The 24273-nt window shown below is 64.2% G+C and carries 25 protein-coding genes; 8 read left to right on the top strand and 17 right to left on the bottom strand.

The genetic code is table 11. From position 1 onward, the window contains the following. Nucleotides 1-28: 28 nt before the first annotated feature. The 4 genes from ASPHE3_RS00510 to ASPHE3_RS00495 form a co-directional block, all read right to left on the bottom strand. Nucleotides 29-1180, bottom strand: a complete 1152-nt coding sequence (locus ASPHE3_RS00510) for an ABC transporter substrate-binding protein (RefSeq protein WP_254362953.1) — start codon at nt 1178-1180, stop codon at nt 29-31. 104 nt (nt 1181-1284) lie between these two features. After that, nucleotides 1285-2328, bottom strand: a complete 1044-nt coding sequence (locus ASPHE3_RS00505; protein WP_013599267.1) for an ABC transporter permease — start codon at nt 2326-2328, stop codon at nt 1285-1287. Beyond that, a complete protein-coding gene (locus tag ASPHE3_RS00500; protein ID WP_251421482.1) occupies nt 2325-3368 on the bottom strand; it encodes an ABC transporter permease in 1044 nt (347 codons plus the stop codon). Before ASPHE3_RS00500 ends, ASPHE3_RS00505 begins: the two co-directional genes overlap by 4 nt. Beyond that, nucleotides 3365-4831 (bottom strand): sugar ABC transporter ATP-binding protein, encoded by a 1467-nt coding sequence (locus ASPHE3_RS00495; RefSeq protein ID WP_309296831.1) that lies wholly within the window; start codon nt 4829-4831, stop codon nt 3365-3367. The genes ASPHE3_RS00500 and ASPHE3_RS00495 overlap by 4 nt, the downstream gene beginning before the upstream one ends. 254 nt (nt 4832-5085) lie before the next feature. Between ASPHE3_RS00495 and ASPHE3_RS00490 the strand changes: the two genes are divergently transcribed. Beyond that, nucleotides 5086-5766: a GntR family transcriptional regulator gene (locus tag ASPHE3_RS00490; protein WP_013599263.1), complete on the top strand. Its 681-nt coding sequence runs from the start codon at nt 5086-5088 to the stop codon at nt 5764-5766. A gap of 77 nt (nt 5767-5843) precedes the next feature. Further along, complete coding sequence (locus tag ASPHE3_RS00485) at nt 5844-6332, top strand: GNAT family N-acetyltransferase (RefSeq protein ID WP_049785989.1); 489 nt, start codon at nt 5844-5846, stop codon at nt 6330-6332. A gap of 448 nt (nt 6333-6780) precedes the next feature. Here ASPHE3_RS00485 and ASPHE3_RS00480 read toward each other — a convergent pair whose 3' ends face one another. After that, the gene (locus ASPHE3_RS00480; RefSeq protein ID WP_217259041.1) at nt 6781-7176 is read right to left on the bottom strand and encodes a hemerythrin domain-containing protein; all 396 of its coding nucleotides are present in this window, start codon (nt 7174-7176) and stop codon (nt 6781-6783) included. A 342-nt stretch (nt 7177-7518) separates the two neighbouring features. Between ASPHE3_RS00480 and ASPHE3_RS00475 the strand changes: the two genes are divergently transcribed. From ASPHE3_RS00475 to ASPHE3_RS00460, 4 genes are read left to right on the top strand one after another with little or no spacing between them, the layout of a single operon-like run. Further along, the gene (locus ASPHE3_RS00475; protein ID WP_013599260.1) at nt 7519-7968 is read left to right on the top strand and encodes a helix-turn-helix transcriptional regulator; all 450 of its coding nucleotides are present in this window, start codon (nt 7519-7521) and stop codon (nt 7966-7968) included. After that, the gene (locus ASPHE3_RS00470; RefSeq protein WP_013599259.1) at nt 7965-8384 is read left to right on the top strand and encodes a VOC family protein; all 420 of its coding nucleotides are present in this window, start codon (nt 7965-7967) and stop codon (nt 8382-8384) included. Before ASPHE3_RS00475 ends, ASPHE3_RS00470 begins: the two co-directional genes overlap by 4 nt. A gap of 42 nt (nt 8385-8426) precedes the next feature. Further along, nucleotides 8427-10829 carry an ATP-binding cassette domain-containing protein gene (locus ASPHE3_RS00465; protein ID WP_013599258.1) on the top strand — a complete coding sequence of 801 codons (2403 nt, stop codon included), beginning with the start codon at nt 8427-8429 and terminating at the stop codon, nt 10827-10829. A 21-nt stretch (nt 10830-10850) separates the two neighbouring features. Beyond that, a complete protein-coding gene (locus ASPHE3_RS00460) occupies nt 10851-11423 on the top strand; it encodes an MOSC domain-containing protein (RefSeq protein WP_013599257.1) in 573 nt (190 codons plus the stop codon). 26 nt (nt 11424-11449) lie between these two features. On the opposite strand, the gene ASPHE3_RS00455 is transcribed toward ASPHE3_RS00460, so the two are convergent. The 3 genes from ASPHE3_RS00455 to ASPHE3_RS00445 all read right to left on the bottom strand — a co-directional run bounded on the left by ASPHE3_RS00455 (nt 11450) and on the right by ASPHE3_RS00445 (nt 14785). Continuing rightward, on the bottom strand, nt 11450-12625 hold the full coding sequence (locus ASPHE3_RS00455; protein WP_013599256.1) for an MFS transporter: 1176 nt from the start codon (nt 12623-12625) through the stop codon (nt 11450-11452). Continuing rightward, the gene (locus ASPHE3_RS00450; protein WP_013599255.1) at nt 12622-13287 is read right to left on the bottom strand and encodes a GntR family transcriptional regulator; all 666 of its coding nucleotides are present in this window, start codon (nt 13285-13287) and stop codon (nt 12622-12624) included. The genes ASPHE3_RS00455 and ASPHE3_RS00450 overlap by 4 nt, the downstream gene beginning before the upstream one ends. Before the next feature lie 142 nt (nt 13288-13429). Continuing rightward, nucleotides 13430-14785 carry an MFS transporter gene (locus ASPHE3_RS00445; RefSeq protein ID WP_013599254.1) on the bottom strand — a complete coding sequence of 452 codons (1356 nt, stop codon included), beginning with the start codon at nt 14783-14785 and terminating at the stop codon, nt 13430-13432. Between the two features lie 234 nt (nt 14786-15019). Between ASPHE3_RS00445 and ASPHE3_RS00440 the strand changes: the two genes are divergently transcribed. Next, on the top strand, nt 15020-15745 hold the full coding sequence (locus tag ASPHE3_RS00440) for an SDR family NAD(P)-dependent oxidoreductase (RefSeq protein WP_013599253.1): 726 nt from the start codon (nt 15020-15022) through the stop codon (nt 15743-15745). Between the two features lie 9 nt (nt 15746-15754). Here the strand turns inward: ASPHE3_RS00440 and ASPHE3_RS00435 are convergent, their stop codons facing one another. The 8 genes from ASPHE3_RS00435 to ASPHE3_RS00400 form a co-directional block, all read right to left on the bottom strand. After that, on the bottom strand, nt 15755-16744 hold the full coding sequence (locus tag ASPHE3_RS00435) for a cyclase family protein (RefSeq protein WP_013599252.1): 990 nt from the start codon (nt 16742-16744) through the stop codon (nt 15755-15757). Next, complete coding sequence (locus tag ASPHE3_RS00430; protein WP_013599251.1) at nt 16741-16995, bottom strand: hypothetical protein; 255 nt, start codon at nt 16993-16995, stop codon at nt 16741-16743. The genes ASPHE3_RS00435 and ASPHE3_RS00430 overlap by 4 nt, the downstream gene beginning before the upstream one ends. Nucleotides 16996-17006: 11 nt before the next feature. Then, a complete protein-coding gene (locus ASPHE3_RS00425; protein ID WP_013599250.1) occupies nt 17007-18344 on the bottom strand; it encodes a TRAP transporter large permease subunit in 1338 nt (445 codons plus the stop codon). A 78-nt stretch (nt 18345-18422) separates the two neighbouring features. Beyond that, nucleotides 18423-19202 carry an NAD(P)-dependent oxidoreductase gene (locus ASPHE3_RS00420; protein WP_013599249.1) on the bottom strand — a complete coding sequence of 260 codons (780 nt, stop codon included), beginning with the start codon at nt 19200-19202 and terminating at the stop codon, nt 18423-18425. A 22-nt stretch (nt 19203-19224) separates the two neighbouring features. Beyond that, entirely contained in the window at nt 19225-19854 is a 630-nt protein-coding gene (locus tag ASPHE3_RS00415; RefSeq protein ID WP_013599248.1) for an RraA family protein, read from the bottom strand. A 34-nt stretch (nt 19855-19888) separates the two neighbouring features. After that, nucleotides 19889-20890 carry a tripartite tricarboxylate transporter substrate binding protein gene (locus ASPHE3_RS00410; RefSeq protein WP_013599247.1) on the bottom strand — a complete coding sequence of 334 codons (1002 nt, stop codon included), beginning with the start codon at nt 20888-20890 and terminating at the stop codon, nt 19889-19891. A 46-nt stretch (nt 20891-20936) separates the two neighbouring features. Beyond that, nucleotides 20937-22439, bottom strand: a complete 1503-nt coding sequence (locus tag ASPHE3_RS00405; RefSeq protein ID WP_013599246.1) for a tripartite tricarboxylate transporter permease — start codon at nt 22437-22439, stop codon at nt 20937-20939. A 2-nt stretch (nt 22440-22441) separates the two neighbouring features. Beyond that, nucleotides 22442-22945 (bottom strand): tripartite tricarboxylate transporter TctB family protein, encoded by a 504-nt coding sequence (locus ASPHE3_RS00400; protein WP_013599245.1) that lies wholly within the window; start codon nt 22943-22945, stop codon nt 22442-22444. 131 nt (nt 22946-23076) lie between these two features. On the opposite strand from ASPHE3_RS00400, the gene ASPHE3_RS00395 reads away from it, so the two are divergent. After that, a complete protein-coding gene (locus tag ASPHE3_RS00395) occupies nt 23077-23883 on the top strand; it encodes an IclR family transcriptional regulator (protein ID WP_041651795.1) in 807 nt (268 codons plus the stop codon). 7 nt (nt 23884-23890) lie between these two features. Here the strand turns inward: ASPHE3_RS00395 and ASPHE3_RS00390 are convergent, their stop codons facing one another. Beyond that, a complete protein-coding gene (locus ASPHE3_RS00390) occupies nt 23891-24178 on the bottom strand; it encodes a hypothetical protein (RefSeq protein ID WP_013599243.1) in 288 nt (95 codons plus the stop codon). Nucleotides 24179-24273: the final 95 nt, after the last annotated feature.

Raw genomic sequence — 24273 nt, 5'->3', positions numbered from 1 at the left:
ACGTTCTTCCCGGCCCTTCCCTGTGCGGTTAGGGAATGACCCGCTTTTGCCATACCTGCGGAAAGCCTGGAAGGTCCTCGCCGCCGAAGGCTGCGTAATGCGAATCGGGCATTCCCTCGTTGGTCTTCAGTACCTTGTCGAGATCTTCGGAAGTGACTGGTACCTGCGGCAACACCCAATCCTTGGGGATGGATTCGCCCCGGAAGAGGGACGCTGCCGCAAGGAGCGCAGTTCGCCACTGGTAGGCGTCATACACGGATGCGAAGCCTTTGAACCCTTTGTTCTTCCATGCCCTGAGGTAAGAGAGGTTGTCTTCGCCGGTCACCACAGGGATGTCCTTGCCGGCATCCTCGAAGGCCTCGATAGCTGGAACCGACTGGTCGCCCAGGTCCACCCAAACGGCATCGACAGTTCCTTTGGCGAGTTCATCGGCCACGACTGCTTTGATTTTCGTGGGGTCGGCACCGGTGATGTAGTCCGTGTATTTCAGCCCTGCCTTGCTGAAAATGTGCTGGGCAGCAGCCCAGCGCTGCTCGAAAACGTCAACTCCAGGCGCCGTACGCAGTGCTACTACGTGTCCTCCTGGCTTGACGTTTTCTGTTACGAACGTCGCTGAATCAATTCCCCAGGCCATGCCGCCCACGGAGTGGATGAATGTGGTTGCGCAGTCCGTGCCGGCCCCACGGTCGAAGATGATGACGGGTTTTCCTGTGTTGCAGGCTCTTTCCACTGCCGGTGCCGTTGCCTGTGGCGAGTTGGGGGCGATGATGAAGGCGTCACAGGATTGCTGGTTCACGAAGTAGTCGATGTCAGCAACCTGTGTGTTGTCGCTGTCTTGGGCGTTGCGGGTTTCCATTTGCGAGATGACACCCTGCTTTTGCAGCTCCTTGAGCTGTTCGTTCATGGTGATCCAGCCGGTCTGCCGCCACGTGTTACTGAGCGCAGCGTTGGAGAAACAGACCTTGGCCGGCGCGTTCTTTTTGAATGCTGTGGCGTCTACCATTGGCCCGTCGAGGTGCTGAAGAAAGGGGGTGGATGGGTCCCCGGCAAAGGTTGCAGTCCGTTGCGAGTTTTCCAGATCGAATTGTGCCTGGTTGAACCAGTCATTGGTTGTGGTGGTGGAACCCGGAGAGGTTTCCGCACCAGCGGTCGAACCGGGAGCACACGCGGTGATCATCATGGCGGCTGCACCTAGCACCGCAAACATCTTTGTTTTGGTCCCTTGTGTAGGCACGTTGTTCCTTTCGAAGTGGCCTGCTGTGGCCAGGGGGTTGTTGTTATTTGTTACTGGTCATCCGGGGTGTTGCGGTTTACCGGCCTTCTCGTCATCCATGCTGGGCGCCTCATGCGCAGCAGTGGGATGCCGAGAGCGAGGATGATAATTGCGCCTTGAACTGAAGGGCGCCACGTCGATTGGACGCCGGCAAAGTTGAGGATGCTGACGAGGGTTTCCAGGACGTATGCCCCTGCTACCGCGGACAGGACTGCGCCGCGTCCACCTCCCAGGGCGACGCCGCCGAGGACGACGGCCGTGATGGCCGTGAACTCATAGCCCTGTCCGACAACCGGACTGACACCGGCGTAGCCGACCATGAGAACTGCTGCCACGGTGGCTGCCGTGGATGAAAGGATGAAGGCTTTAGTACGGATCCACCAGGGGCTGGCACCAGCAAGGGCTGTTGTCGCAGGATTGTCACCAACTGCAATCAGCATTCGTCCGAACGGTCTTTTCATGAGCCAGGCCGCGCCTATAGCTACGAAGAGCAGAATCAGAACTGAGTAGGGCACGAATCCTATAAGGGGGACATTTTGCAGTCCACCGCGGCCAATGGCGCGGAAGGCATCGGCCGGGTTTCCGCTGGGAGCGCCGCCGGTGAAGTAGAAAGTCAGTCCGGACAGGACCAGTGCCGTTCCGAGCGTTGTGATGAAACTGGGTACCTTGAGTAGAGAGGTCAGTACGCCGTTGACCAGACCTACGACGGTTCCCAGCACCGCCATGAGCACCATGACCTGCGGGATCCGGGATGGCTCCTGGCCAATCAGATTTCCGGCAAGAACGACCTGAGCCGAGATGACGGCGCCCATTGACAGGTCGAATTCCCCTGCGACGATGACGAAGTACTGGCCAATTGCCACGACCGCGATTGGTACTGACCTCCCAATGAACCGGGTCATCTGGTCCGGTTCTGCAAGGGATGGATTGTAAAAGGTCAGGATGATAAGGAGGGCGAGGAGGAGCAAGTAAATCGCTCCACTGGGTGTGGCGAAGGAACGCAGGGTTCGTGAAAACAGGGGCTGCCTTTGGGCGGAATACCTGATTGTGGTCATCGGATGCTTCCCTCCTTCATTGAACTGGTTGATTTCGTCCGCAGTGAGTCGAAGCGCGCGGATCGTTTGAGTTGGTTTCTTTTCGCATAGACAGCGACAGCGATGATGATGATGAGGCCCCTGACTACTTCCTTCAGGTAGGGGTTGACTTCCATGATTCCCAGCAGGCTGTCGATGGTCGCGAAGATGAGGATGCCGCCGAGCGAACCCCAAATCGATCCTTTTCCGCCGGCTAGGACTGCTCCGCCCACCACGACGGCCGCAATTGAGAGCAGGTCATAACCACCCTGGGTGCCGACCTCGGGGCTGCCGACGCCCAGACGTGCGACGATGACCAGTCCGGCGAGGCCCGCGAAGAGTCCGGAAAGGGAGTGAGCCACGATTGCGGGTAACGATGCCCTGATTCCTGACATCCTTGTGACGGCGGGATCCCCGCCAACGGCGTAAATGTGGAGCCCTGTCCGGGTCCTGTTCAGAAACAGGGCTGTGGCCACCAGGCATAGGACCATGGCAACTGTCGTCCATGGCACCACTCCCCAGGAGGCTGACCCGATGGCGGCAAGTTCAGGGGATGCTTTGCCAGTGCTTCCGCGGTAGTTGGTGAAGAGGTATCCCGAAACCACGAGACCTGTACCGAGCGTGGCGATAAAGCCATTGATCTTGACCAGACCGACGAGCAGGCCGTTGATGAGTCCAATGGCGAGGGATACCAAAACCGCTGCGACGATACCGGCAGTAAAGTTTTCTGATCGTCCTGCCATGACTCCTGCGGCCAGGACGCTGGAAAGGCTAAGCACGAATGGAACGGACAGATCAAGGCTTCCAAGGAGAATGACGAGGGTCTGTCCGACGACAACCAGGCCAAGGACGGTGGTGCTGGTCAGAAGGTCGGTGATGTTCCCTTCGGTAAAAAAGGTGCGGCCGGAGAGCCCAGTGAGAACCGCACCGCAGCAGAGGACGAGGATCCAGACCAGATATACCGAACCTGTATTGGACCGGAGGGCGTTGTTCAAAGTGGACTTGAATCTGTGAGCGTTCATGCTGCCACCGCCGCGTCGGTTATGCCGGCCGCTGCCTGCAAAATGCTTTCTTCGCTGGACCCGGCAGGAAGCTCGGAGACCAGTTCCCCGTCACGCATAACGAGAACTCTGTCGGCCATCCCGATGAGTTCAGGCAATTCGCTGGAAACCATGAGGATGGCGTGTCCGGCGGCAGCCAAACGTCGCATTAGGACGTACAGGGCAAACTTCGCACCAACATCAATCCCTCTGGTGGGCTCATCGAGAAGGACGATTTGTGGTTCCATAAGCAGCCACTTGGTGAGAATCACTTTTTGTTGATTGCCGCCGGAAAGGTACCTGATCTCCTGATCCGGTCCCCGTGCTGAGAGTTGCAGCTCCAGAAACAGGTCGGTTGCAGCCTGACGGGCAGTTGAAGTGCGTTTGGGATAGCAGGCTCGGATTACTGTCAGAGCGTTATCAATGACTGATTGATTCAGGAGCAGTCCCGTAGCTTTCCTGTCCTCCGTGACGTGAGCAATCCCGGCTCGAATTGCTTGGCGGGTTGTTTTGATGGTCGTGGCTGCCCCATTGACGTGTATCTCGCCGCGGGTAAATGGTGCCGATCCGGAGATAGCATCCAAGACTTCTGTGCGGCCTGACCCTTGCAGTCCGGCTATTCCCAGGATTTCCCCGCGACGGAGTTTCAGCGTCACGTTGTTTACTACATGGTTCCCGGCGTTTTGAAGGGAGAGCGCTGTGTCTCCAACTACTGTTCCTTCGGTCTTGGGCGGGAAGAACGAGGACAGGGGGCGCCCGACCATAAGCCGGACCAGTTCCTGCTCGTTGAGTTCTTCTGCCGGCTTCGTGGCTACAAGGGCGCCATCCTTGAGAACTGTGATGCGGTCACAAAGCTTAAAAATTTCCCGCAATCGGTGGGATACGTAGAGAACGGCAACGCCGCGCTTCTTGAGGTTTTCAATGATGCTGTACAGGAGCTCCACTTCGTGATCCGCAAGCGCAGCGGTTGGCTCGTCCATGGAGATGACCCGGGCGTCAAAGCTGAGGGCCTTGGCGATTTCCACGAGCTGTTGCTGCGCCACAGATAGTGTTCGCACATGCGCTGCCGGGTTAATGGAGTCAACACCAAGGGATGAAAAAAGCTCTGCAGTCGCTGCGTTCATCTTCCGTTGCGAGATGAAACCTCGCACACGCGGTTCGCGGCCGAGATAGATATTTTCGGCTACGGACCGGTCCGGCAACAGGTTGAATTCCTGGAATACCGTGGAAATGCCTGCCAGCTGAGCCTGCACAGGATGGCTGAACATTACCTCCTTGCCACCGAGAACAACCCGGCCCACGTCCCTTGTGTAGACTCCCGCAAGAATCTTCATCAATGTAGATTTCCCGGCGCCGTTCTCCCCTACGAGCCCGTGCACCTCTCCCGGCCTTATCTCAAGGTCTACGCCGGTCAGTACCGGGAATCCGAAGAATGATTTGCTCACTCCCCGTACTTCAAGTGCTAACACGAAAGCCTCATCTCACTTCGTTGTGACACCCGCCGAAGCGGAAAGCCGCACCGTCTCGGCGGCCTGTTCGAGCAGCAACTCTATGACCGCGATCACCCCCAAGTCAAGCATTATCGATAATGCCTAAAACTTTCTTTTTCTCCTTGCCCCGCGTAAGGTGAATGCAAAGCCCGGCGAGACTAGAAAGCTCGTGCTTGCCTTCCGGGCGCTCCAAGAAAGGCCGAGGAACCATGGACGCCACCTCTAAGCGGCTGACGAGAACGACCGTCGCCAGCCAAGTGCGAGACTTCATCGTCATGGAAATTGCGCAGGGAAGGCTACCTTTGGGCGCCCCCGTTCGTGAGATGGAAATAGCGGCACAGCTCGGGACAAGTCAGACGCCGGTGCGTGAGGCGTTTCGTGAACTCGCAGCCCTTGGCCTGCTCGAATCCCGTATCCACGTCGGCACCCGTGTACGACAACTAGCCGAAAAGGACTTGGTTGAGGCGGTGCCCATCCGTTCTGCCCTTGAAGGCATAGCCGGTCGCTTAGCCGCCAGTAACTATCACAATCACGCTGAGGAGGTTCGTGGAGGCTTCGAGGCTATGAAGGAAGCGGCGGAAGGGGGTGACCGCAGGGTTTTCGCTGCGGCCAGTACCACGTTCCACCGATCCGTCGTACGGGCGGCCGAAAACGCCTCTTTGCTGCGCGCCTGGAACGCCCTGGGAATCGAGGTCATGACGATCTTGGCAATGGCCTCCAGCGACGTCCCATTAGATGACGCAGCCGAATCACATCGACCAATTGTTGACGCCCTCGAAGCTGGTGATCCTGAGCTGGCCGAGCATGCCCTGACGCATCATGTTGCTGCCTATCTCCCCGCCACTGCACACTCCAATGGGGAAGTAGACGCCGCCGTCCAGGCGAGTTAACGGCTAGCGGCCTGGTCAGCCTGGTGCGGTCGCTCCGTTACGGAAAGAAAAGGCTAGGCCGGGGCCCAGCACTGGCTATGCCCACTACCAAGATGTTCCGAAAATCAGGGATAAAAATGGCAGCTGCAAGTGCCTCTGACAGCTTTTTCATGCGTGACCTCGCCCGCAGGGCGTACGCAATCTACGTTGAGCGGATTGGGAAGGAACCCGCTCCGATGACATTCGATTATGCTGCGATTGCAGCCTCCGGGGACGCCCTCCTTGCCTGGAGCGATGACCAGTTGGTCGGCATGCTTATCACCCGTTTGGAGGACGCGGCACTTCATATTCATAACCTCGCCGTATCCCCTGACGTTCAGGACCTGGGTTTGGGATCAGCGTTGCTCATCGAAGCCGAGCAGCTCGCCCGTCGCGCGGGGCGCGATGAACTGGGCCTCTACACGAACGAGGCGATGCTCGATAACCTGACCTTTTACCGGCGCCGTGGCTATCAAGAAACACACCGAAACATCGAAGATGGATTTCGCCGGGTCTACTTTATAAAGCGGCTGGAGCCTGCCACGTGAGCTTCCACCGACCGCCGTGCAATTGATTGCGCTGAGCAGGAGCTGACGACCACCATCGCGGATCTGCGAAGGTCTCGGTAGGAACGCGAGAGATGACTTCCAACCAGTGTTTGCACTGCGGCGATGGTCCAACTCCTTCCTGGGTCCTCCCTATACGACGGCTTATAGCCTAGCCAGCTCAAGGTTCAGCGTGGCAGGCCCTTCTGCCTAACTTAGTCCTGGAAAGGTCCGTGCAGTTGGGGCACACCCCAACCTGACGTCAGGGAGCGTCGAAAAGTCCGTCAGAATAGGGTTGGAAATACAGTTCCTGCACATGCCCGCTGAACGGTCTTAAGGTCAAACCTGACAGCCGGCCGGAGAAGGAGCCACCCCAGAGAGCCCCCGGCAATTACGCAACGGGCTGTTGCACACTTGGCCAGAGACCGCAGCGGAGCGCCGACGGCCTCAGTCAGTCCGGCGGTGCTGCAGTTTGTCCAGGAGGCGGTCCACCATCCCGACGCCGGGCCCAACAGTCTTGCGGAACAGCTCGGAATGCGGGGCGCTGCTGCGGCCTGGTGGGTGCAAGCTTCTTGGCCTTCTCCACCTTTTCGCCGAGCTCCACCAGCTTTTCCCGGGGAAGGTGGGCACAGAGCTTCGGGAACTGCTCAGACTCCCCGTCATTCGCGTGGTGGGTCAGCTGCGATTCGAGCTCATTGACCGTCTCCATGAAGGCCGGGTCGGCAGGCTCCGCCTTTTCCAGCTGCTTCATCAGCTTGACGATGTCGTCGTGCTCCACTTCCTCGCTGCCGTTGGGCACGTGGTCCTCCATGGCGGGGTAGACGTACTTCTTCCTCCGCGACGGCATGGCGCACCCCCTCGGCAATGAGGGCGTCGGCAGGATCCCTCCGCTCGGTTCCATCGGCCGTGCCCTTGATTAGTCCGATCAGTGCAACCATGTCCTGGTGGTAGTCAGGATGTCCATGACATCCACATTGGTTCCGGCGGAATCGGTGTCACTCGAAGTGAAGTCAAAGGGGTTTTGCCGAATGCTGCGTTAACTCGAGCCCTTGGTCTGGCGAGAACCTCATGCTGGCCGACGGCCTAATCACACCCCGCCGCAGGACCCGGCCGGACCCACAAGAAAGACGCGCCGGACAGCACTTCCAAACTCTGGACAAGACCCGCGCCGCGTAGCACGATCAAAGCTGTGACCAGCCCCCCGCCCTCGGATCCTCACCTCCGTGAACTGACCCAGCTGCGCCGGGTTAAAGACCGGATCGACCGCGAGTACGCCCAGCCGCTGGACGTGGAATCACTCGCCAAGGCAGTCCACATGTCGGCCGGCCACTTCAGCCGCCGCTTCAAGCTCGCGTACGGCGAGTCGCCCTACAGCTACCTCATGACCCGCCGCATCGAACGGGCCATGGCACTGCTCCGCAAAGGTGGCCTCTCCGTCACGGAGGTGTGCTTCGCCGTCGGCTGCTCCTCGCTGGGGACGTTCAGCACCCGCTTCACGGAGCTCGTAGGGATGCCGCCCAGCGTCTACAGACAGGAGGCAGAGCAGTCGACGGCGGGCATCCCGGCGTGCGTGGCAAAACAGGTCACCAGACCGGTCAGGAATCAAGAAGCGCCGGCGCCGGAGCCGCAACTAGCATGACTGCCATGGACATCACCATCAGCTCAAGTTTCCTTCCGCACACCGATCCCGACGCCTCGCTGGCGTTCTACCGCGACGCCCTGGGCTTCGAGGTCCGCAACGACGTGGGGCGCGGCGCCATGCGCTGGATCACCGTCGGCCCCGCCGGGCAGCCTGACGTGTCCATCGTCCTGCACCCGCCGGCGGTGGACCCGGGCATTACCGATGATGAGCGCCGCACCATCGCCGAAATGATGGCGAAGGGCACCTATGCCACCGTCATCCTCTCCGCGCCGAACGTGGACGAGGCGTTCGCCAAAGTGGAGGCGAGCGGAGCGGACGTCGTCCAGGAACCGGTGGACCAGCCCTACGGAATCCGGGACTGCGCTTTCCGCGACCCCGCCGGCAATACCGTCCGGATCAACCAGCAGCCCTGAACTGGGAGGATTGTCCCCAGCAGCCGAACAGATGGAGACCCGATGAGCACGGACACCAGCACCGCAGCAGCCACCGATCCCCGGACCAACGGCCTGCACGTCGCCGACACCCACGACCTGATCCGTGTGCAGGGCGCGCGGGAAAACAACCTCAAGAACATCAGCGTGGAGCTGCCCAAGCGCCGGCTCACCGTGTTCACCGGCGTCTCCGGCTCGGGGAAGAGTTCGCTGGTGTTCGCCACTATCGCCGCGGAGTCGCAGCGCCTGATCAACGAAACCTACAGCGCGTTTGTCCAGGGCTTCATGCCGAATCTCGCCCGCCCGGAGGTGGACTTCCTGGAAGGGCTCACCACGGCGATCATCGTGGACCAGGAGCGCATGGGCGCCAACCCGCGGTCCACTGTAGGGACGGCCACCGACGCCCACGCCATGCTCCGCATCCTCTTCAGCCGCCTTGGCTCGCCGTACGTGGGCCCGCCCACCGCGTACTCGTTCAACGTTCCCACCCGCAAGGCCAGCGGGGTCATGTCCACTGAAAAGGGCGGGCGCGTAGAGAAGGCTGTGGTCCAGCAGGCCGTGTACCTGGGCGGGATGTGCCCGCGGTGCGAGGGCATGGGGAATGTCAGCGACATTGACCGCACGGCGTTGTACGACGACGAGAAGTCCCTTAACGAGGGCGCGCTGCTGGTCCCGGGCTACTCCATGGACGGCTGGTACGGGCGGCTGTTCGAGGGCATGGGCCTGCCCATGGACAAGCCCATCGCGAAGTTCACCACCAAGCAGCTGGACACGATGCTCTACGCGGAGCCCACCAAAATCAAGGTGGAGGGCATCAACCTGACGTTCGAAGGCATCATCCCCAAGATCCAGAAGTCCATGCTGTCCAAGGACCCTGAGGCAATGCAGCCGCACGTGCGCCGGTTCGTGGAGCGGGCGGTCACCTTCCAGACCTGCCCCGAGTGCCACGGGACCCGGCTCACCCAGCAGGCCCTGTCCTCCAGGATCAACGGCAAGAACATCGCCGAGCTGTGCCAGATGCAGATCAGCGACCTTGCCGGCTGGATTCGCGACGTGAAGGACCCCTCGGTGGCTCCCCTGCTGAAGGGCCTCCAGCACCTGCTCGACTCCTTCTCTGATATCGGCCTGGGCTACCTCAGCCTGGACCGGCCCGCCGGCACCCTGTCCGGCGGTGAGGCCCAGCGCACCAAGATGATCCGGCACCTCGGCTCCTCGCTCACGGACGTCACGTATGTCTTCGACGAGCCTTCCATCGGCCTGCATCCGCACGACATCGAACGGATGAACCAGCTCCTGCTGCAGCTCCGGGACAAAGGCAACACTGTCCTGGTGGTGGAGCACAAGCCTGAAATGATCAGCATCGCCGACCACGTCGTCGACCTCGGTCCCGGGGCCGGCACGGCCGGCGGTGAGGTCTGTTTCGAGGGCACGGTGGAGGGGCTGCAGTCCAGCGACACCATCACCGGGCACCACCTGGGTGACCGCGCTTCCCTGAAGGAAACCGTCCGGACGGCGTCCGGGGCGCTGGAAATCCGCGGCGCGTCCACGCACAACCTGCAGGCGGTCGACGTCGACATCCCCCTGGGAGTCCTCACGGTCGTCACAGGCGTGGCCGGCTCCGGCAAGAGTTCGCTGATCCACGGCTCGGTGGCCAAGCGCGACGGCGTGGTGGTGATCGACCAGGGCGCCATCCGCGGCTCCCGGCGCAGCAACCCCGCCACCTACACGGGCCTGCTGGAGCCCATCCGCAAGGCGTTCGCCAAGGCCAACGGCGTCAAGCCCGCGCTGTTCAGCTCCAACTCCGAGGGCGCGTGCCCCACCTGCAACGGCGCCGGCGTCATCTTCACCGAGCTGGGCGTGATGGCCACCGTTGAGTCCCCCTGCGAGGACTGTGAGGGCCGCCGCTTCCAGGCCGCGGTCCTGGAGTACAAGCTCGGCGGCCGCGACATCGCGGAGGTGCTGGCCATGTCCGTGACCGAGGCCGCCGCCTTCTTCGCCGAAGGTGAGGCCAAGACACCGGCCGCCCGGACCATCCTGGACAGGCTGGCGGACGTGGGCCTTGGCTATCTCAGCCTGGGCCAGCCGCTCACCACCCTCTCCGGCGGCGAGCGCCAGCGGCTCAAGCTCGCCACCCAGATGGCGGAGAAGGGCGACGTCTATGTCCTCGACGAGCCCACCACCGGCCTGCACCTGGCCGATGTGGAGAACCTGCTGGCCCTGCTGGACCGGCTCGTCGACTCAGGCAAGTCCGTGATTGTCATCGAGCACCACCAGGCGGTGATGGCGCACGCGGACTGGATCATCGACCTCGGTCCCGGAGCAGGGCACGACGGCGGCCGGATCGTTTTCGAGGGCACGCCGGCTGAGCTGGTGGCCGGCGCCTCGACGCTCACCGGCAAGCACCTGGCCGCGTATGTCGGTGCGTGAGTCCGCGCGTACGGTGGAGGCATGAGCGGAAGTTTCCGGTACGACGTCGAAATCCTGCACCTGCTCGTGTCCCCCGCGCACGCCTACTTTGGGCGGGCCCGTGACGGCGCTGCGGACGTGCCCACCACCGACGCCGACTCCGCGGAGGTGGTGGCCGGCAAGGGCATCGTGGGCGACCGGTTCTTCGGCAAGGCCGCCCACATGGACGCCGCCGTGACCCTGTTCGCCGTCGAGTCCCTCGAAGCCATCGCCGCCGAACTGGGCGCCGGACCCTTCGATCCCCTCCTGACGCGCCGGAACGTGATCCTCCGGGGCGCCCAGCTGGCGCCGCTGCTGGGCCAGGACTTCGTGCTGGAGTCAGGCGGCTCGCAGGTGGAATTCCATGGCGGCCGGCACGCCCAGCCCTGCACCTGGATGAACGAAATGCTCGCGCCGGGGGCCCACCCTGCCATGCGCGGCCGCGGGGGAATCCGGTGCCGCGCGCTATCCAGCGGGCTGCTGCACCGCGGGCCCGCGGTGCTGGTCAGCCCGGTTCAGCTTGACCCGGCCCAGGCGGGCGAGCCGAGCCTCCTCCGGCCATCGCGCCTGCCCTAACTCCCGCCTGCCCTGGTTCCCCCTAGCTAGTCCAGCCGGACGCCCCGCAGCAGCAGGAGCGTCCCGCCCACCACAACGGCCGACGCCAGGAAAACACCGCCTGCACCCAGACCGGCTGCAACAGCGCCAATGGCGCTGGGCAGGATCACCTGGCCCACTCGGTTTCCTGCGAGCCGCAGGGCCAGTGCCCGGCCGCGCTGCCCCGGCGGTGCCTGCGACGACAGCCACGACATGGTGAGGGGCTGGCCGATGCCGAGCCCCAGTCCGAGCACGGCCATCACAACAAACAGCAGCCAGGCCGGCATGGGAACCGCCGCAGCCGCCAGCGCCACGGTGGACAGGGCAAGACTCAGCACCAGGAGCCGCATCCGGCCTATCGTTCGGGACACCCTTCCCAGCAGGAGCCGGGAGATCATCGAGAAGACGGCCCGGACGGTCAGCATGGCGCCCACGGTTGCGGCGCTGAGCCCGCGGTCGGATCCCAGCGCGGGAAGGTAGACCATGGTCAGGTCCACCACGGCAAGGACCGTGGCGCTGGTGGTGACCGCGCGGACGACGCCGGGCGCCTTCAGCAGCGAGAGCGCGCTGCCGTTGACGCCGCCGGACGCAACGGCATTCCTCTTTCCGCCGCTGACTTTGGACGAAACCGCGAACGTGGCCAGGAAAAGCACCAGGCTCATGCCGACAGACAGAAGGAAGATCGCCTGTGTGTCCGGGCGGATCGCTGCGCCGCCCACCAGGGAGATCGCCAGCGGCCCCAGCGCCTGGCCGAGCGACGCGGCGAAGGTCAGGTATCCGAAGGCGGAATCCATCCGGGAGGCAGCTGCGTTGTTTGCCACCACAGCCTGCTGCCCCACCACACAGGCAAGCTGGCCCGCGCCGAGCAGCGCGGTGCCAATGACCAGCGCAACGATCGACGAGCCCCACAGCAGCAGGAAGGCGGAAGAGACCAGCACGACGGCGGACCCGATCGCCATCAGCCGCCGCTCACCCAGCCGGTCCACCAGTCCGCCCGTGGGGACGGCGAGCAGCAGGGGGAAGACGGCGTAGCTCGCGGCAAGCAGGCCCAGCGCAAACCCGGGAACGTCCAGCTCCAGTGCCCGGTAGGTGGCGGCCGGGCGGACCAGGAACGTCACGGCCTGGATCAGGGCTGAGTGTACGAGGAGTGCGGTGGCCGAGCGGCGTCCCAGTTCGCCGATCATGAAAGAGCCAGGACGCTGCCCGAGATGGCTTTCAAGGCAGCATCGCGGGCAGCCATGACGTGGTCGAAGGCAATCTTCGCCGCTGCATCCGGGTCTCCGGCAGCGATCGCGCCCACCAGCGTCCTGTGCTGCGCGAGCGCCTGGTCCCGCCGTTCCTGGCTGCTGTTGGTGAAGTGGCGGTACCGCTCCATCTGGCTGGAAATCTGGTCATGGAAGCGCCGGGCCCACGAGTTTCCGGCGATCCCTGCGATCGTGGCGTGCAGCGCCATGCCCTGCTGCATCGCGTCGTCGGCGAACTCCACCAGCGCCGCGTTGCGCGCGAGGATGGCGTGGAGCGCTTCGATGTCGGCCGCCGTGGCTTTGAGGCAGGCGTTGCGCGCCATGAGGGATTCAATGGCTGCCCGGACTTCGTACAGTTCCGAAATCGTGGCCGCGTCCAGCACCGGCACCAGCACCCCGCCGGTGGGCTGCTGCTCAAGGAGGTTCTCCGAGATGAGCCGCCGGATTGCTTCGCGCAACGGCGTCCGGCTCACGTGTAATGCCGCTGCCATGGCTGGCTCGTAGACGCGCTCCCCCGGCTTCAGCTCAAGGGTCAGGATCTTGCGCTTCAGTTCGGCGTACACGAAGTGCGCCCCGGTGTTCCGGCCGGATGTATCGGGCATATGGGCAACCTCCGCGCTTCATCATACTTGTATACAACTGTACAACGCGGTGGGGGCGCATCCCTGTTGCCGCCGTCGGGCCTCATGACAAGGGAGGGGACAACCTAGGCTGCCCCCTCCCTGCGCCCTGCAGCGCGGCTGGTTACGCCTTCTGCGCCTCGAGGTCCTCGAGCGACTTGCCCTTGGTGTCGGAGGACAGGAGTGTGGCCACTGCGGACACGAGGCAGATGCCGAAGGTGGCCAGTCCGATGGTGAAGGGGACATTGGTTGAGCCTGGAGGCGCGATCGCGGTAAAGATGCTCGGGAAGAAGGACGCGATCATCAGACCGATGTTCTGCGAGACGGCAAAGCCGGTAACGCGGATCCGCATGGGAAACTGCTCCTGGAAGAACGTGGCGAAGGTTGCGTTCCACATCTGGAAGAAGATGCCCTGCACGATGACGACGCAGACGAAGACCAGCGGCAGGCTGCCCTGTTCGATCGCCCACAGGTACCCGGCCACGAGGAGGCCGCCCATAAGCCCGCCGGCTGCCATGAGCGACCGGCGCCCGATCCTGTCGGACAGTGCCCCGAACAGCGGGATGGTCAGTACCGCCGCCACGTTGGCCACGAGCGTTACCCAGAGGAACTCGCTGCTGGTAAAGCCGTTGCCGTAGCCCTCCTGGGTGGCGTAGGAGACGCCGAAGATCAGGGTGGCCATGCCGATCACGTTGGTGAAGGTCATGAGGATGCAACGGACCAGGACGCCCGGGCGGGTGCGCAGGAGGTCGACGAGCGGGAACCGCTGCTTTGCCTTGGCTTCTCCCGACTGCGCCGCGTAGGCGGGCGGCTCCTGCACGCGGCGTCGGATGAAGTAGCCGGCAAGGATCACCACGGCGCTGAGCAGGAACGGGATGCGCCAGCCCCAGGTGCCGAACTGGTCGGCGGGGAGGAGTGCGGCGAGCGGCAGCAGGACGGCGGTGGCCAGGATGGAGCCCACCTGGGTGCCCTGGAGGCTGAAGCTCGCGAAGAAGCCGCGCTTGGCATCGGGAGAGTGCTCCACAATCATTGCGCTGGCCCCGCCGAGCTCGCCGGCCACGGCAAACCCCTGGACCAGGCGGAGGATCACCAGGAGGACGGGGGCCAGGATGCCCACTTGGCCGTAGGTGGGCAGGAGCCCCACGGCGAAGGTGGCGAAGCCCATGAGGAGCATCGCGAACACCAGCACGCTCTTGCGCCCGTGCCGGTCACCGTAAGCCCCAAGGACAACGGCGCCGACCGGCCGGGAAACGTAGCCCACGGCGTAGGTCGCGAGGGAAGCGATGATGCCGACCGTCGGGTTCTCTGATGGGAAGAAGATCGTGGGGAAAATCAGGGTTGCCGCGAGCGAGTACAACGCGAAGTCGTAGTACTCCAGAGCGCTTCCAATCCAGCCGCTCATTGCGGCCTTCCTGGGATCCCGCGGGCCGCCTCCCGCCCCTTGGCCGGGACGGGCAGCGGTGGCTTGGGTGATGGTCATGGGCAATATCCTTCGTCTTCATTGGCAAGGAGCCGGAGCCGCTGGATCCAAACAGATCTCAGGGGCCGTGGTGCGTGCGGGGCGGGCTACTCAAAGCAAGGAGCCGCGCGGCGGTGTTTTGAATCGATTCATTAACTTTAGGACGTGATGCCCGTTACGTCAAAGCCTTGGCAGGGGAAGAAACCGGAAGGCGGGACATTTGCCGTCGGAATACTAGGAACCCCTGGAGGAGCAGTGCCACGTATTTTTATCACCGGTTCCACGGACGGACTGGGGCGGCACACTGCCGCGGCGCTGGCGGAAAAGGGGCATCACGTCGTCGTCCATGCACGGAACCAAGCCCGCCTGCCTGCGGTGCAGGACCTCGTGGACCGCGGCGCCGCAGCCGTGGTGGGCGACCTCGCGGACCTGGCGCAGGCGCGTGGGGTGGCCGAACAGGTTAACCGAATCGGCCCGGTGGACGCGGTCATTCATAACGCGGGCGTGCTGCACGGCCCTGACATCTTCCAGGTCAACGTGGTTGCGCCGTACCTCCTCACCGCGCTGATCGACCGCCCGCAACGGCTGGTCTACCTCAGCAGCGGCATGCACCGTGGCGGCCACGCTGACCTCACCCGTCTCGACGGCGGCAACCGCCCAGTGACCTACTCGGACAGCAAGCTCTACCTCACGACCCTCGCTGCCGCCGTCGCCCGCGTGTGGCCGGACGTCCTCAGCAACGCGGTGGATCCTGGCTGGGTGCCTACCCGGATGGGCGGCCCGGGCGCTCCAGACGATCTCCGGCTCGGCCACCTGACACAGGAATGGCTCGCCACCAGCGATGAGCCGGCGGCTCTCACCAGTGGCGGCTACTGGTACCACCAGCACCGCGAGAAGCCGCACCCCGCCGTCCGCGACGAGCGGTTCCAGGACAAACTCCTGGAACACCTGGCCGCAGTCACCGGCCAGCGCCTGGCCTGAAAGCAGTCCTTACATCAGCGCAGTGGCATTTGCAGGTGATCCCGTCCCGCCGGTGATATTCAGTGGCTTGACGGTGATGAAGGCGTCCCACTGGCCCGTGCTGCGCATGTGCCGTGCGAGGGGCCCGAGCCGCCAAAGCTCCCCCAGCGGCATGCCCAGCTTGGCGAGCAGCTGCTGGTGCATCATGCCGTGGTCATTTGGAGCGGACTCACGGTAGGGACTGGACGGCAGGGCAGGCAAGCATTCGAAGGCGAAATTGTCCGCGGCAAGGAGCGAGAGCCGTTGATCCCACGCCCAGGCGACGAACTCCTCCGACTGGGCGACGCCCGTGGCCCGCCGGCTCTCCTGCATGCGCTGTTTTTCCTCCGCCGGCAGGCCCAGGAACCACTCGGACCAGCCGGTGTGCAGCATCAGGATGTCCCCCTGGCGGAGGTTCACGGACTGCGAATCCAGCACCGCTTCGATCAGGTCAAGGCCCAGGGGCTCACCGGCGTCATGGTCGATGGGGTTGCCCTGCGCGGCGCGGTACCCGGCCAGGTCCAGCAGTACTCCCCTGCCCACGATGGGGCTGTCCGCCCATTCCTGGATGCCGAGGTCCGGGGTGCCCTCGGTGATCCGCTCGTCGGGCGTGCCGTTGTAGAAGCCGACGTCGTCGGCCCGGCGGTGCCGCAGCCCGTCGATCTGGCTGGACCCCTGCAGGTAGTAGCCGTCCAGGAAGTCGTCACGGTGGGCCGGGTGCGAGGAGTAGATGGTGTGCCGGGGCGCCCCCCGCTTCAGGGACATGCCTGGATCGAAGGCATCGGCCGGATAGTCCAGGCCAAAGGCAGTGCCGGTGCGGATACAGTTCCGCGCCTCCACCACCGCCTGGGGAGTAATGAACGACGGCGTCCCGCGGGTTGCGTCCGGAAACAGGCCCCAGGAGGTCCCCGCCAATGCGCCCTCCCGGCGGAGGAGTTCGGCAAACGCCGGGTAGGCTTCGTCGCCGGCAAGCGGCCTCACCGCGCCGCTGCTTCCTGCGGCTGTTCCTGGTTCTGGTTCCGCTTGTAGCCAAGCAGGAATCCTGCGATGGCACAGATGGATGCCGCGATGCACATGGGCGCCTTGATGGTGTCGTTGAGCAGTGTGAGCCAGTCGCCCTGGCCGGCCACCAACGCGATAGCCTGCCCCGCCACGAACACAATGCCGCCGGCAAGGAGCGCTGCCAGGGTGAGGACGAAGAGGACTTCGATGGCCCTTCGGATGGTGTGCATGGTGTTAGTCCTTAGATGGGCAGGATGCCGAGGATGATCAGCACGCCGATACCGAGCAGCGGCAGAGCGTAATGGGTGAACAGCCGGAGGAACGTTTTGATCGGGTCCACGTCTGCGATGCCGCACGCCACGTACAGCGGAGCACCGCCCGGAGGAACCGCCGCCTCGCAGGAGGAGAAAACAAGGACGGCTACGGCTGCCGTGGTTGCCGGCACCCCGGCCGCCACCAGTGCGGCAACGCCTACGGTTCCCACGGCGGCCATCGTCGCCGTCGCTGACAGCGGCGCAGCCACTGCAATGACGATCAGCCCGATCAGGATGGCCAGGAGCCACAGCGGCAGGTTCATCCCGTTCAGCAGTTCCGTCATCTGCTTCGGCAGGCCGGTGGCCGCCAGGGCATTGGCACCGGCGAAGGCGAACACCACGGTGACGCCCACAATGCCGAAGCGCGGCGCGGAGTCTTGCAACAGGGTCCACCACGCCCGGCCATCGCTGGGCAGCTTTTTCCGGCCCAGCAGCAGTCCGGTGATGATGAGGACCACGGGAATCCAGACGATCACGCTCACAGACTTGGAGACATCTCCCCCGGTCCAGTCCGAGAGCGCCTTGGCGATGGCGCCCGACGTGATGACCAGCGGGATGGCCACCACAATGAACAGCAGCAGGGTGGCCCAGCCGCGGCCGAACGCGGCCCGGACCGGCAGCCGGTGGGCGGCGTCCAGCGGCGCCATGCCGCTCTTGCGGACCAGCAGCCAGGTGACGATCAGCCGGTGCAGGAAGCACCACAGGCCGCCGAACAGCAGCGGAAGGACCAGCGAGTTGATGTCCAGCAGGGGCCCCACGGTGGCCGAGCCCACCAGGACGAACATTGAGGCGCTGAACGGGAACGTGATGCCCATTCCCGCGTTCCCCGCCACCAGGGTGGCAGCAGCGGGCTTGTCCAGCTTGGATTTCTCCATCCAGGGGATGGTGACCGAACCCACCGTTGCGGCAATGGCGGCCTGGTTGTGCACCACGCTGCCCAGGCCGGCTGAAGCTACCGTGGACACCCACGCCGGCCCTCCCTTGACCCCGCCGATCAGGGAATTCAGCAGGTCGATCAGCCGGTCCAGCACCCCGGTCTTGTCCAACAGATATCCCATGAAAACGAAGGCCATGGTGGCGTAGACAATCTCGTCCGTGATGGCCGAGTACAGCGCATCCCAGCCGATCTGCGCCGCTGCCGCCCCCGTGAACGGAAGCACGGCCAGGAATCCAAGGATCATGGCTTCCCCCACGCTGCGCTTGAGCACGGTGGTCCACAACAGGATGACGGCAAGGTAGGCGCCGAGTGCCCAGATGCCGATCATGCTGCTGCTCCTGACGGCGGGACGCCGGTTATATGGTCAGTCACGAATACCCGCTCCTGATTCTGCCGGACCCTGCGATCAGCGCAAGGCCGGTGCCGTTTCCATTGCGATGCGGGACAGCGCGGCGGCGGACGCGCTGGTCATTTCGGCCGGCACTCCAAGGTCGCCTAGGTAGCTGGCGGTGTCCTGCATTTCCTTGGAACGGCGGACGGCGTGCTTGGCAGTGCCGGTGAGGAACCTGTCGATGACGGCCTGGCCGTCACCGGCCAGCTGGCTGGCAATCTGGGCCCGGATCCAGTCTTCGAGTCCGGCGGCGCGGCCGGCCGTCACGGCCTCGACCACTACGGAGGCGAAGCCTTTCATCAGGACGCTGCGCAGGAGCTTGTGGGCCATGGCTGCCCCGGGTTCGCCCTCGGCAATTTCGACGTCGACGCCCAGCGGGGCGAGGAGGTCCGCCACAGCCTGCGCACCCGGTCCGCTGACCATCAGGGGTGTCTTCTCCCCCAAAGCCGAGACGGGTCCAAGGATGGCTACGTCGGCGAAGTCGGCCTTGCCCGGAAGCTGCCCGAGTTCGCGCATCACACCTGGGGATGAGGAGGTGAAGTCCGCGTAGCAGCTGCCGGCCGCCAGGACCGGAAGGCACTCCTCCGCGACGCTGCGTGCCGCGGCGGCGCCCGTCATCACCAGGACGATGTCGGCGCCGGTGCAGGCCTCGGCGGCAGTGGAGGCGCGGGTGACGCCGGCAGGTGTGGTGGGAGCCACGGGGTCAAAGCCCGTGACGTTGTGGCCTGCGGCGTGGAGTGCCGCGGCGTAGGTGGCTCCGGCTTCGCCGAGGCCAATAACGGTCACTGCTGTCATGGTTCTCTCTGTCTTTCTTGCTTTAGCCGCGCGCTGCGACGATGGCCTGGCGGCGGTTGGTTTCGTCGGCGAAGACTGCTTCGGCGGCCTCGGCGACGGCTGCTGCCTGCTCACGCGGAACCACCACCACACCGTCAGAGTCGCCGATGATCACGTCGCCCGGCAGGACAGGGACGCCGCCGAAGGCCAGCGGTGTCCCCAGGCGGAAGGGACCGTCCTTGTAGGGGCCCGCGGGGGAAGTAGCCCTGGCGAAGACGGGCATGCCAATCTCACCCAGCGCTTCGGCGTCGCGCGCTGCTCCGTCCAGGGCGAAGCCGGCGATGCCAAGGTTGATGGCACGCTCGCCAATCAGTTCGCCAAGGAGGGCGCGGGAGGCGTCGCCGCCGCCAGCGACCACAATCACGTCGCCGGGTCGGGCCAGTTTAAGAGCCTTGTGGATGCCCTGGTTGTCCCCGGGCCGGGTCCACACCGTGAAGGCAGGACCGGCGAGGACGGCCCCCGGCCAAATGGCCTGGATGGCGGAGTCAGCAACGCCGAGCCGGTCCATTGCATCACCGATGTTGGCGGCGGGAAGCTTGGCAAGGCGTTCCACAACGTCCCGGTCGGGGCGGGGGAAGTCGGCGTCGACGGTGTCGATGGCTGGGGTTGTCATGATGGTTTCTTCCGTCCGGTAAGTGCGGGAGGGTCTAGTCGGTCTTCTGGACCAGCGGCAGGACCTTCTTGAAGTCCTCTTCCTGCCCGGCCCAGAACTGCTTGTAGTCCTCGCCCGAGAGGTAGCTGGTCTGCAGGCCCAGGTCGTTCATCTTCTGCTTCACTGCAGGGTCTTCGATGGCCGTCTTGATGGCAGCTTCAAGCTTCTTGGCCACCTCGTCCGGCAGCCCGGCGGGTGCTGAGTAGCCGCGGGCCGTTCCGGCTTCCACTTCGTAGCCGGACTCCTTGAACGTGGGAACGTCCGGCAGCGACGGGGACCGCTCGGAGGTCATGACCCCCAGGACGCGGGCCTTACCCTGCTTGGTCAGGTCCGTCACGTCGCTGACGTTGGCCACAAGGATGTCAACGTGCTTGCCGAGGAATGCCGTGGTGGCCTGGGACGCGCCTTCGGAGAAGTGGACGGGGGCGAACTCAGCACCGGTAACTTCCTGGATCTGCGCCATGGCGAAGTGCTCACCGGTCTGGAGGCCGGTGGTGCTGGCAGTCATGGACTTGGGGCTTGCCTTGGCGGCGTCCAGGAGCTCCTTCAGGTTCTGGTACGGGCTGTCCGGCTGTACGGCAATGACGGCGGGGTCGATGACCTGGCGGCCCAGCGGCTGGAAGCTGTCGCGGGTGTACTTCGCACCGCGGGAGGGGTCCAGGGGCGAAACCACCACGGACGGGGAGCCGGTGGCACCGATGGTGTAGCCGTCCGGGGCCGCGCTGGTCAGCTGGGTGTAGCCGATCTGCCCGCCGGCGCCGGGCTTGTTGATGACCTCGACGTTGGTGCCAAGTTCCTTTTCCAGGATTGGCTGGATGAGCCTGGCGGCCGTGTCCACGGCACCGCCCGAGGAGAAGGCCACCACGAGGTCTATGGTCTTGCCCTTCTTCGGGAAGTCGCCGCCGGCGGCGGTGGTGGTTCCGGCGTTGGCGCCGCAACCGGTGAGTGCAATGAGGGATGCTGCCGCGAGGGCGGCGATGCGGAAACGGGTTTTCATGGTTCTTCTCCTTTGAAGGGGTTTTGGGGAGTAGCGCGGAGGGGTTTTAGGTTTCGGGGTCTTCGTTGAGCGCCTTGGGCTTGCGGAGCTTGAGGAGCGGGCTGAAGACGATCAGGATGCCGAGTCCGATCAGGACCGCGGAGATGGGGCGGCTGGTGAAGATGCTGAAGTCGCCCTGTGAAATTTCCAGGGATTCCCGCAGGGAACGTTCCATCAGGGGGCCGAGGACAAGGGTGAGCACCATGGGTGCCAGCGGGATGTCCAGGTGCCGGAGGGCGAGGCCAAGGAGGCCGAAACCGATCATCACGAAGACATCGAAGACGCTGAAGTTGATGGTGTAGGCGCCGATGACCATAAAGAGCAGGATCAGGGCCGTGAGGATGGTGGTGGGAACCCGGAGGATGGAGGTCCACAGGCCCACCAGGGGAACGTTCAGGACCAGCAGGAGCAGGTTTCCGATGAAGAGGCTGGCGATAATGGCCCACGCGATTTCGGAGTGTTCGGTGAAGAGGGTCGGCCCCGGGGTAAGGCCCTGCTGAAGGAACGCACCCATCAGCACGGCGATGGTGGGGGATGCCGGAATGCCCAGGGTGAACAGCGGGATCAGTGCAGCATTTGCATGGGAGTTGTTGGCCGTCTCCGGACCGGCCACGCCTTCGATGGCACCCTTGCCAAGTTCATTGCGGTGGCGGGAGAACTTCTTCTCCGCGCCGTAGGCAAGCAGGGATGACACCGAACCGGTCATACCCGGGATAAGGCCCAGGCCAAAGCCGATACCAGTGCCGCGGGCCATGGCGGGTGCACTCCGGCGCCATTCCTTGCCGGTGGGAAGCAGGGAACGGAAGTTCGGGGCATGCACGGTGGGGGTGGTGCTGCCTTTTTTGTAGGAGAGCAGCTCGGACAGGCCGAAGACGCCCACGATCACGGCCACAAAGCTGACGCCGTCCAGGAGCCGGTCCATACCGAAGGTGAAGCGGGGCGCGCCGGCGACGGGGTCGATGCCCACCATGGCGATCAGCAGGCCGAGAGCGCCGGAGATGACCGCTTTGACCATGGACTTGCCGGCGAGCGCCACGAGCAGGGAGATGCCCACCACCATCAGCGCGAAAAACTCGGGCGGGCCGACCAGCAGACCCAGTTCGCCAAGCGGTTTGGCTGCCGCCACCAGGCCGAGGGTGGCCACCGTGCCGCCAACGAAGGATCCAACGGCGGCGATGGTCAGCGCGGCTCCGGCCTTGCCGATCTTCGTCATGGCGTAGCCGTCGATGGTGGTAATGGCCGACGCAGCCTCGCCGGGAGTGTTCAGCAGGACGCTGGTGATGGTTCCGCCGTAGGCCGTGCCGTAGAAGATGGCGCACAGCATGATGATCGCGCCGGTCGCATCGAGGTTCAGCGTGAGCGGGATGAGCAGCGCCACGCCTGCTACCGGGCCGATGCCGGGCAGCACGCCGATGATTGTGCCCAGGAGGCAGCCGAGGAAGGCGAAGAGCAGGTTTTGCCACGTCATGGCGGCCGCAAAGCCGCCCATAAGTTCGTTGAAGATATCCACGTTCAGAGTCCGATCGTGTTCAGCAGGGGGAAAGCCGAGACGGGCAGTGCGACATTCAGGCCGTAGTTGAAGGCGTAGAACGCACCCACGCTGCCGGCGAGGGAGGTGATCAGGGAGGAGGGCCAGCGCCTGCCGCCGCGCAGCTTCAGGTGGTACATCAGGAACAGGAACATGCTCAGCTGGAAGCCGAGCAGATCCATCACAGCCGCGAGGACCACCAGGCTGGTGACGACGGCGATCACCAGACCGCGGTCAACACCTTCCGTTGTTTCACTCGGGCGGCGGAGCTCCTGGAGAAGCCAGACGACGGACATCGTTGCCAGGACGGCACCCATGGCGAAGGGGAACAACCCCGGGCCGGGTCCCAGTGACGTCCAGAGTCCGAGCTCGATCGAACTGACCAGGACGTAGACTCCGACGGCGGCGAAAGCGCCGATGCCGGCCAGCACGGAGGGTGCCACGCGGGTGGCGCTCTTCGGGGCGGCCGTTACTGACTCCGTTGTCATGATTCCTTCTCACTGCTTCTTTTCACCCTGCGTCGTTACATTTCACAGAATGAAACCATATTGCGTACAGAGAAATAGTGACAGGAGCCACATCCACTGTCAAGCGCAAGGAAGTTACATAGAATGAAAGGATGGCGACGACGACTACCCCCTCTCTCGGGGTCCCGGCTGAGGAGGGGCCGAAAACCTCCAACATGCGGTCCCTCTCGCGGGCTTTGGAGGTTTTTGCGGAACTGCAGCGGGCAGAGCGTCCTCAGCGGCTTAGCGACCTGGCCAAGGCCTGCGGAATGAGCCTCCCCACAACCCTGCGGATCCTGCGGGTGCTGCAGGATTTCGGCATGGTGAGCCAGACGGACAAGTCCTACCGGATCGGGCCCGCCGTCCTGCCGGCGGCAAGGAGCTTCCTGGAGAACGATCCCCTCGTCGTCGCCGCCCGGCCAATCCTCCAGCAGGTTGCCTCACAGACCGGATTAACGGCCTCGCTCTATACCAGGCTGGGTTTTGAGCGGATCCTGGTGGCCCGTGTGGACGGCGAGGCTCCCCTGCGCTACGACCTTCCGCTGGGCAAGCGCCTGCCCCTCACGCTGGGCGCTGCCGGCAAGATCCTGCTCGCTTCAGCGTCCGACGACGAGCTTCAGCAGGTGGTTGCCGCGGCTGCCGCAGGCGGCCATGAGGATTCGGGGCTGACAGCAGCCGCGCTGCGCTCCCGGCTGCCCGAACCCGGGGCTGAATACGCCTACTCGGAAGACGAGCGGGCCACAGGTGTCCTCTCCATAGCCGTTGCGGTGCCCAACAGGGCAGGGCGCCGCCCGAGCGAATCCATCTCCCTCACCAGCCCGGTCGAGGCGGCCACTGAGGCAACGTTGAAAGCGGGCGTCCCGGAACTGCGCCGCGCCGCCGGAAGGCTGTCGGAACTGCTGGAAGGCTCCGTTTACTAGCGGGCCTTCACGATCCGGCGCCAGGGCGGCCCTCGGCAGCCAGCAGGGCATCAAGCTGCGCGGACTGATGTGCCTGAAACGCCTTGTCCGCGCTTGCCTTCGTGCTGGCTAGCCGCGGTACGTCAAGGCTGGCGCTGCATCCGCGGCACCGGATCTCATCTGTCCGCACCCAGCTGTACGCGGCGTGTTGTTCCCGCACCCTCTGCATCGCTGAGGTAATTGCTTCCGTCTTGGCCGCAAAGTGCGCTGCGTCCTCATTGCTGAGGCTTGTACCAATCTCGATGTCGATGCTCATCGTGCCTCTTCCGTCGTCCCGGATGGTGCTGTCGACAGTACTGGGCGTTGCACCGGGAGGGAACGAACCGAAGGTCACGGTTGCCTAACCCTTCC

Origin of the sequence: Pseudarthrobacter phenanthrenivorans Sphe3 (genome assembly GCF_000189535.1) — a bacterium.
Classification (GTDB): Bacteria; Actinomycetota; Actinomycetes; order Actinomycetales; family Micrococcaceae; genus Arthrobacter; species Arthrobacter phenanthrenivorans.
The sequence above is the reverse complement of the archived record's forward strand: the minus strand, read 5'-3'. Positions and strand labels throughout refer to the sequence as shown.

Bases quoted from the DNA above. Each gene is read 5' to 3' on its own strand.
- ASPHE3_RS00510 (WP_254362953.1), bottom strand. From the start codon at position 1,180: ATGATGATCACCGCGTGTGCTCCCGGTTCGACCGCTGGTGCGGAAACC.
- ASPHE3_RS00505 (WP_013599267.1), bottom strand. From the start codon at position 2,328: ATGACCACAATCAGGTATTCCGCCCAAAGGCAGCCCCTGTTTTCACGA.
- ASPHE3_RS00500 (WP_251421482.1), bottom strand. From the start codon at position 3,368: ATGAACGCTCACAGATTCAAGTCCACTTTGAACAACGCCCTCCGGTCC.
- ASPHE3_RS00490 (WP_013599263.1), top strand. From the start codon at position 5,086: ATGGACGCCACCTCTAAGCGGCTGACGAGAACGACCGTCGCCAGCCAA.
- ASPHE3_RS00485 (WP_049785989.1), top strand. From the start codon at position 5,844: ATGCCCACTACCAAGATGTTCCGAAAATCAGGGATAAAAATGGCAGCT.
- ASPHE3_RS00480 (WP_217259041.1), bottom strand. From the start codon at position 7,176: ATGCCGTCGCGGAGGAAGAAGTACGTCTACCCCGCCATGGAGGACCAC.
- ASPHE3_RS00470 (WP_013599259.1), top strand. From the start codon at position 7,965: ATGACTGCCATGGACATCACCATCAGCTCAAGTTTCCTTCCGCACACC.
- ASPHE3_RS00465 (WP_013599258.1), top strand. From the start codon at position 8,427: ATGAGCACGGACACCAGCACCGCAGCAGCCACCGATCCCCGGACCAAC.
- ASPHE3_RS00460 (WP_013599257.1), top strand. From the start codon at position 10,851: ATGAGCGGAAGTTTCCGGTACGACGTCGAAATCCTGCACCTGCTCGTG.
- ASPHE3_RS00455 (WP_013599256.1), bottom strand. From the start codon at position 12,625: ATGATCGGCGAACTGGGACGCCGCTCGGCCACCGCACTCCTCGTACAC.
- ASPHE3_RS00450 (WP_013599255.1), bottom strand. From the start codon at position 13,287: ATGCCCGATACATCCGGCCGGAACACCGGGGCGCACTTCGTGTACGCC.
- ASPHE3_RS00445 (WP_013599254.1), bottom strand. From the start codon at position 14,785: ATGACCATCACCCAAGCCACCGCTGCCCGTCCCGGCCAAGGGGCGGGA.
- ASPHE3_RS00430 (WP_013599251.1), bottom strand. From the start codon at position 16,995: ATGCACACCATCCGAAGGGCCATCGAAGTCCTCTTCGTCCTCACCCTG.
- ASPHE3_RS00425 (WP_013599250.1), bottom strand. From the start codon at position 18,344: ATGATCGGCATCTGGGCACTCGGCGCCTACCTTGCCGTCATCCTGTTG.
- ASPHE3_RS00420 (WP_013599249.1), bottom strand. From the start codon at position 19,202: ATGACAGCAGTGACCGTTATTGGCCTCGGCGAAGCCGGAGCCACCTAC.
- ASPHE3_RS00415 (WP_013599248.1), bottom strand. From the start codon at position 19,854: ATGACAACCCCAGCCATCGACACCGTCGACGCCGACTTCCCCCGCCCC.
- ASPHE3_RS00410 (WP_013599247.1), bottom strand. From the start codon at position 20,890: ATGAAAACCCGTTTCCGCATCGCCGCCCTCGCGGCAGCATCCCTCATT.
- ASPHE3_RS00400 (WP_013599245.1), bottom strand. From the start codon at position 22,945: ATGACAACGGAGTCAGTAACGGCCGCCCCGAAGAGCGCCACCCGCGTG.
- ASPHE3_RS00395 (WP_041651795.1), top strand. From the start codon at position 23,077: ATGGCGACGACGACTACCCCCTCTCTCGGGGTCCCGGCTGAGGAGGGG.
- ASPHE3_RS00390 (WP_013599243.1), bottom strand. From the start codon at position 24,178: ATGAGCATCGACATCGAGATTGGTACAAGCCTCAGCAATGAGGACGCA.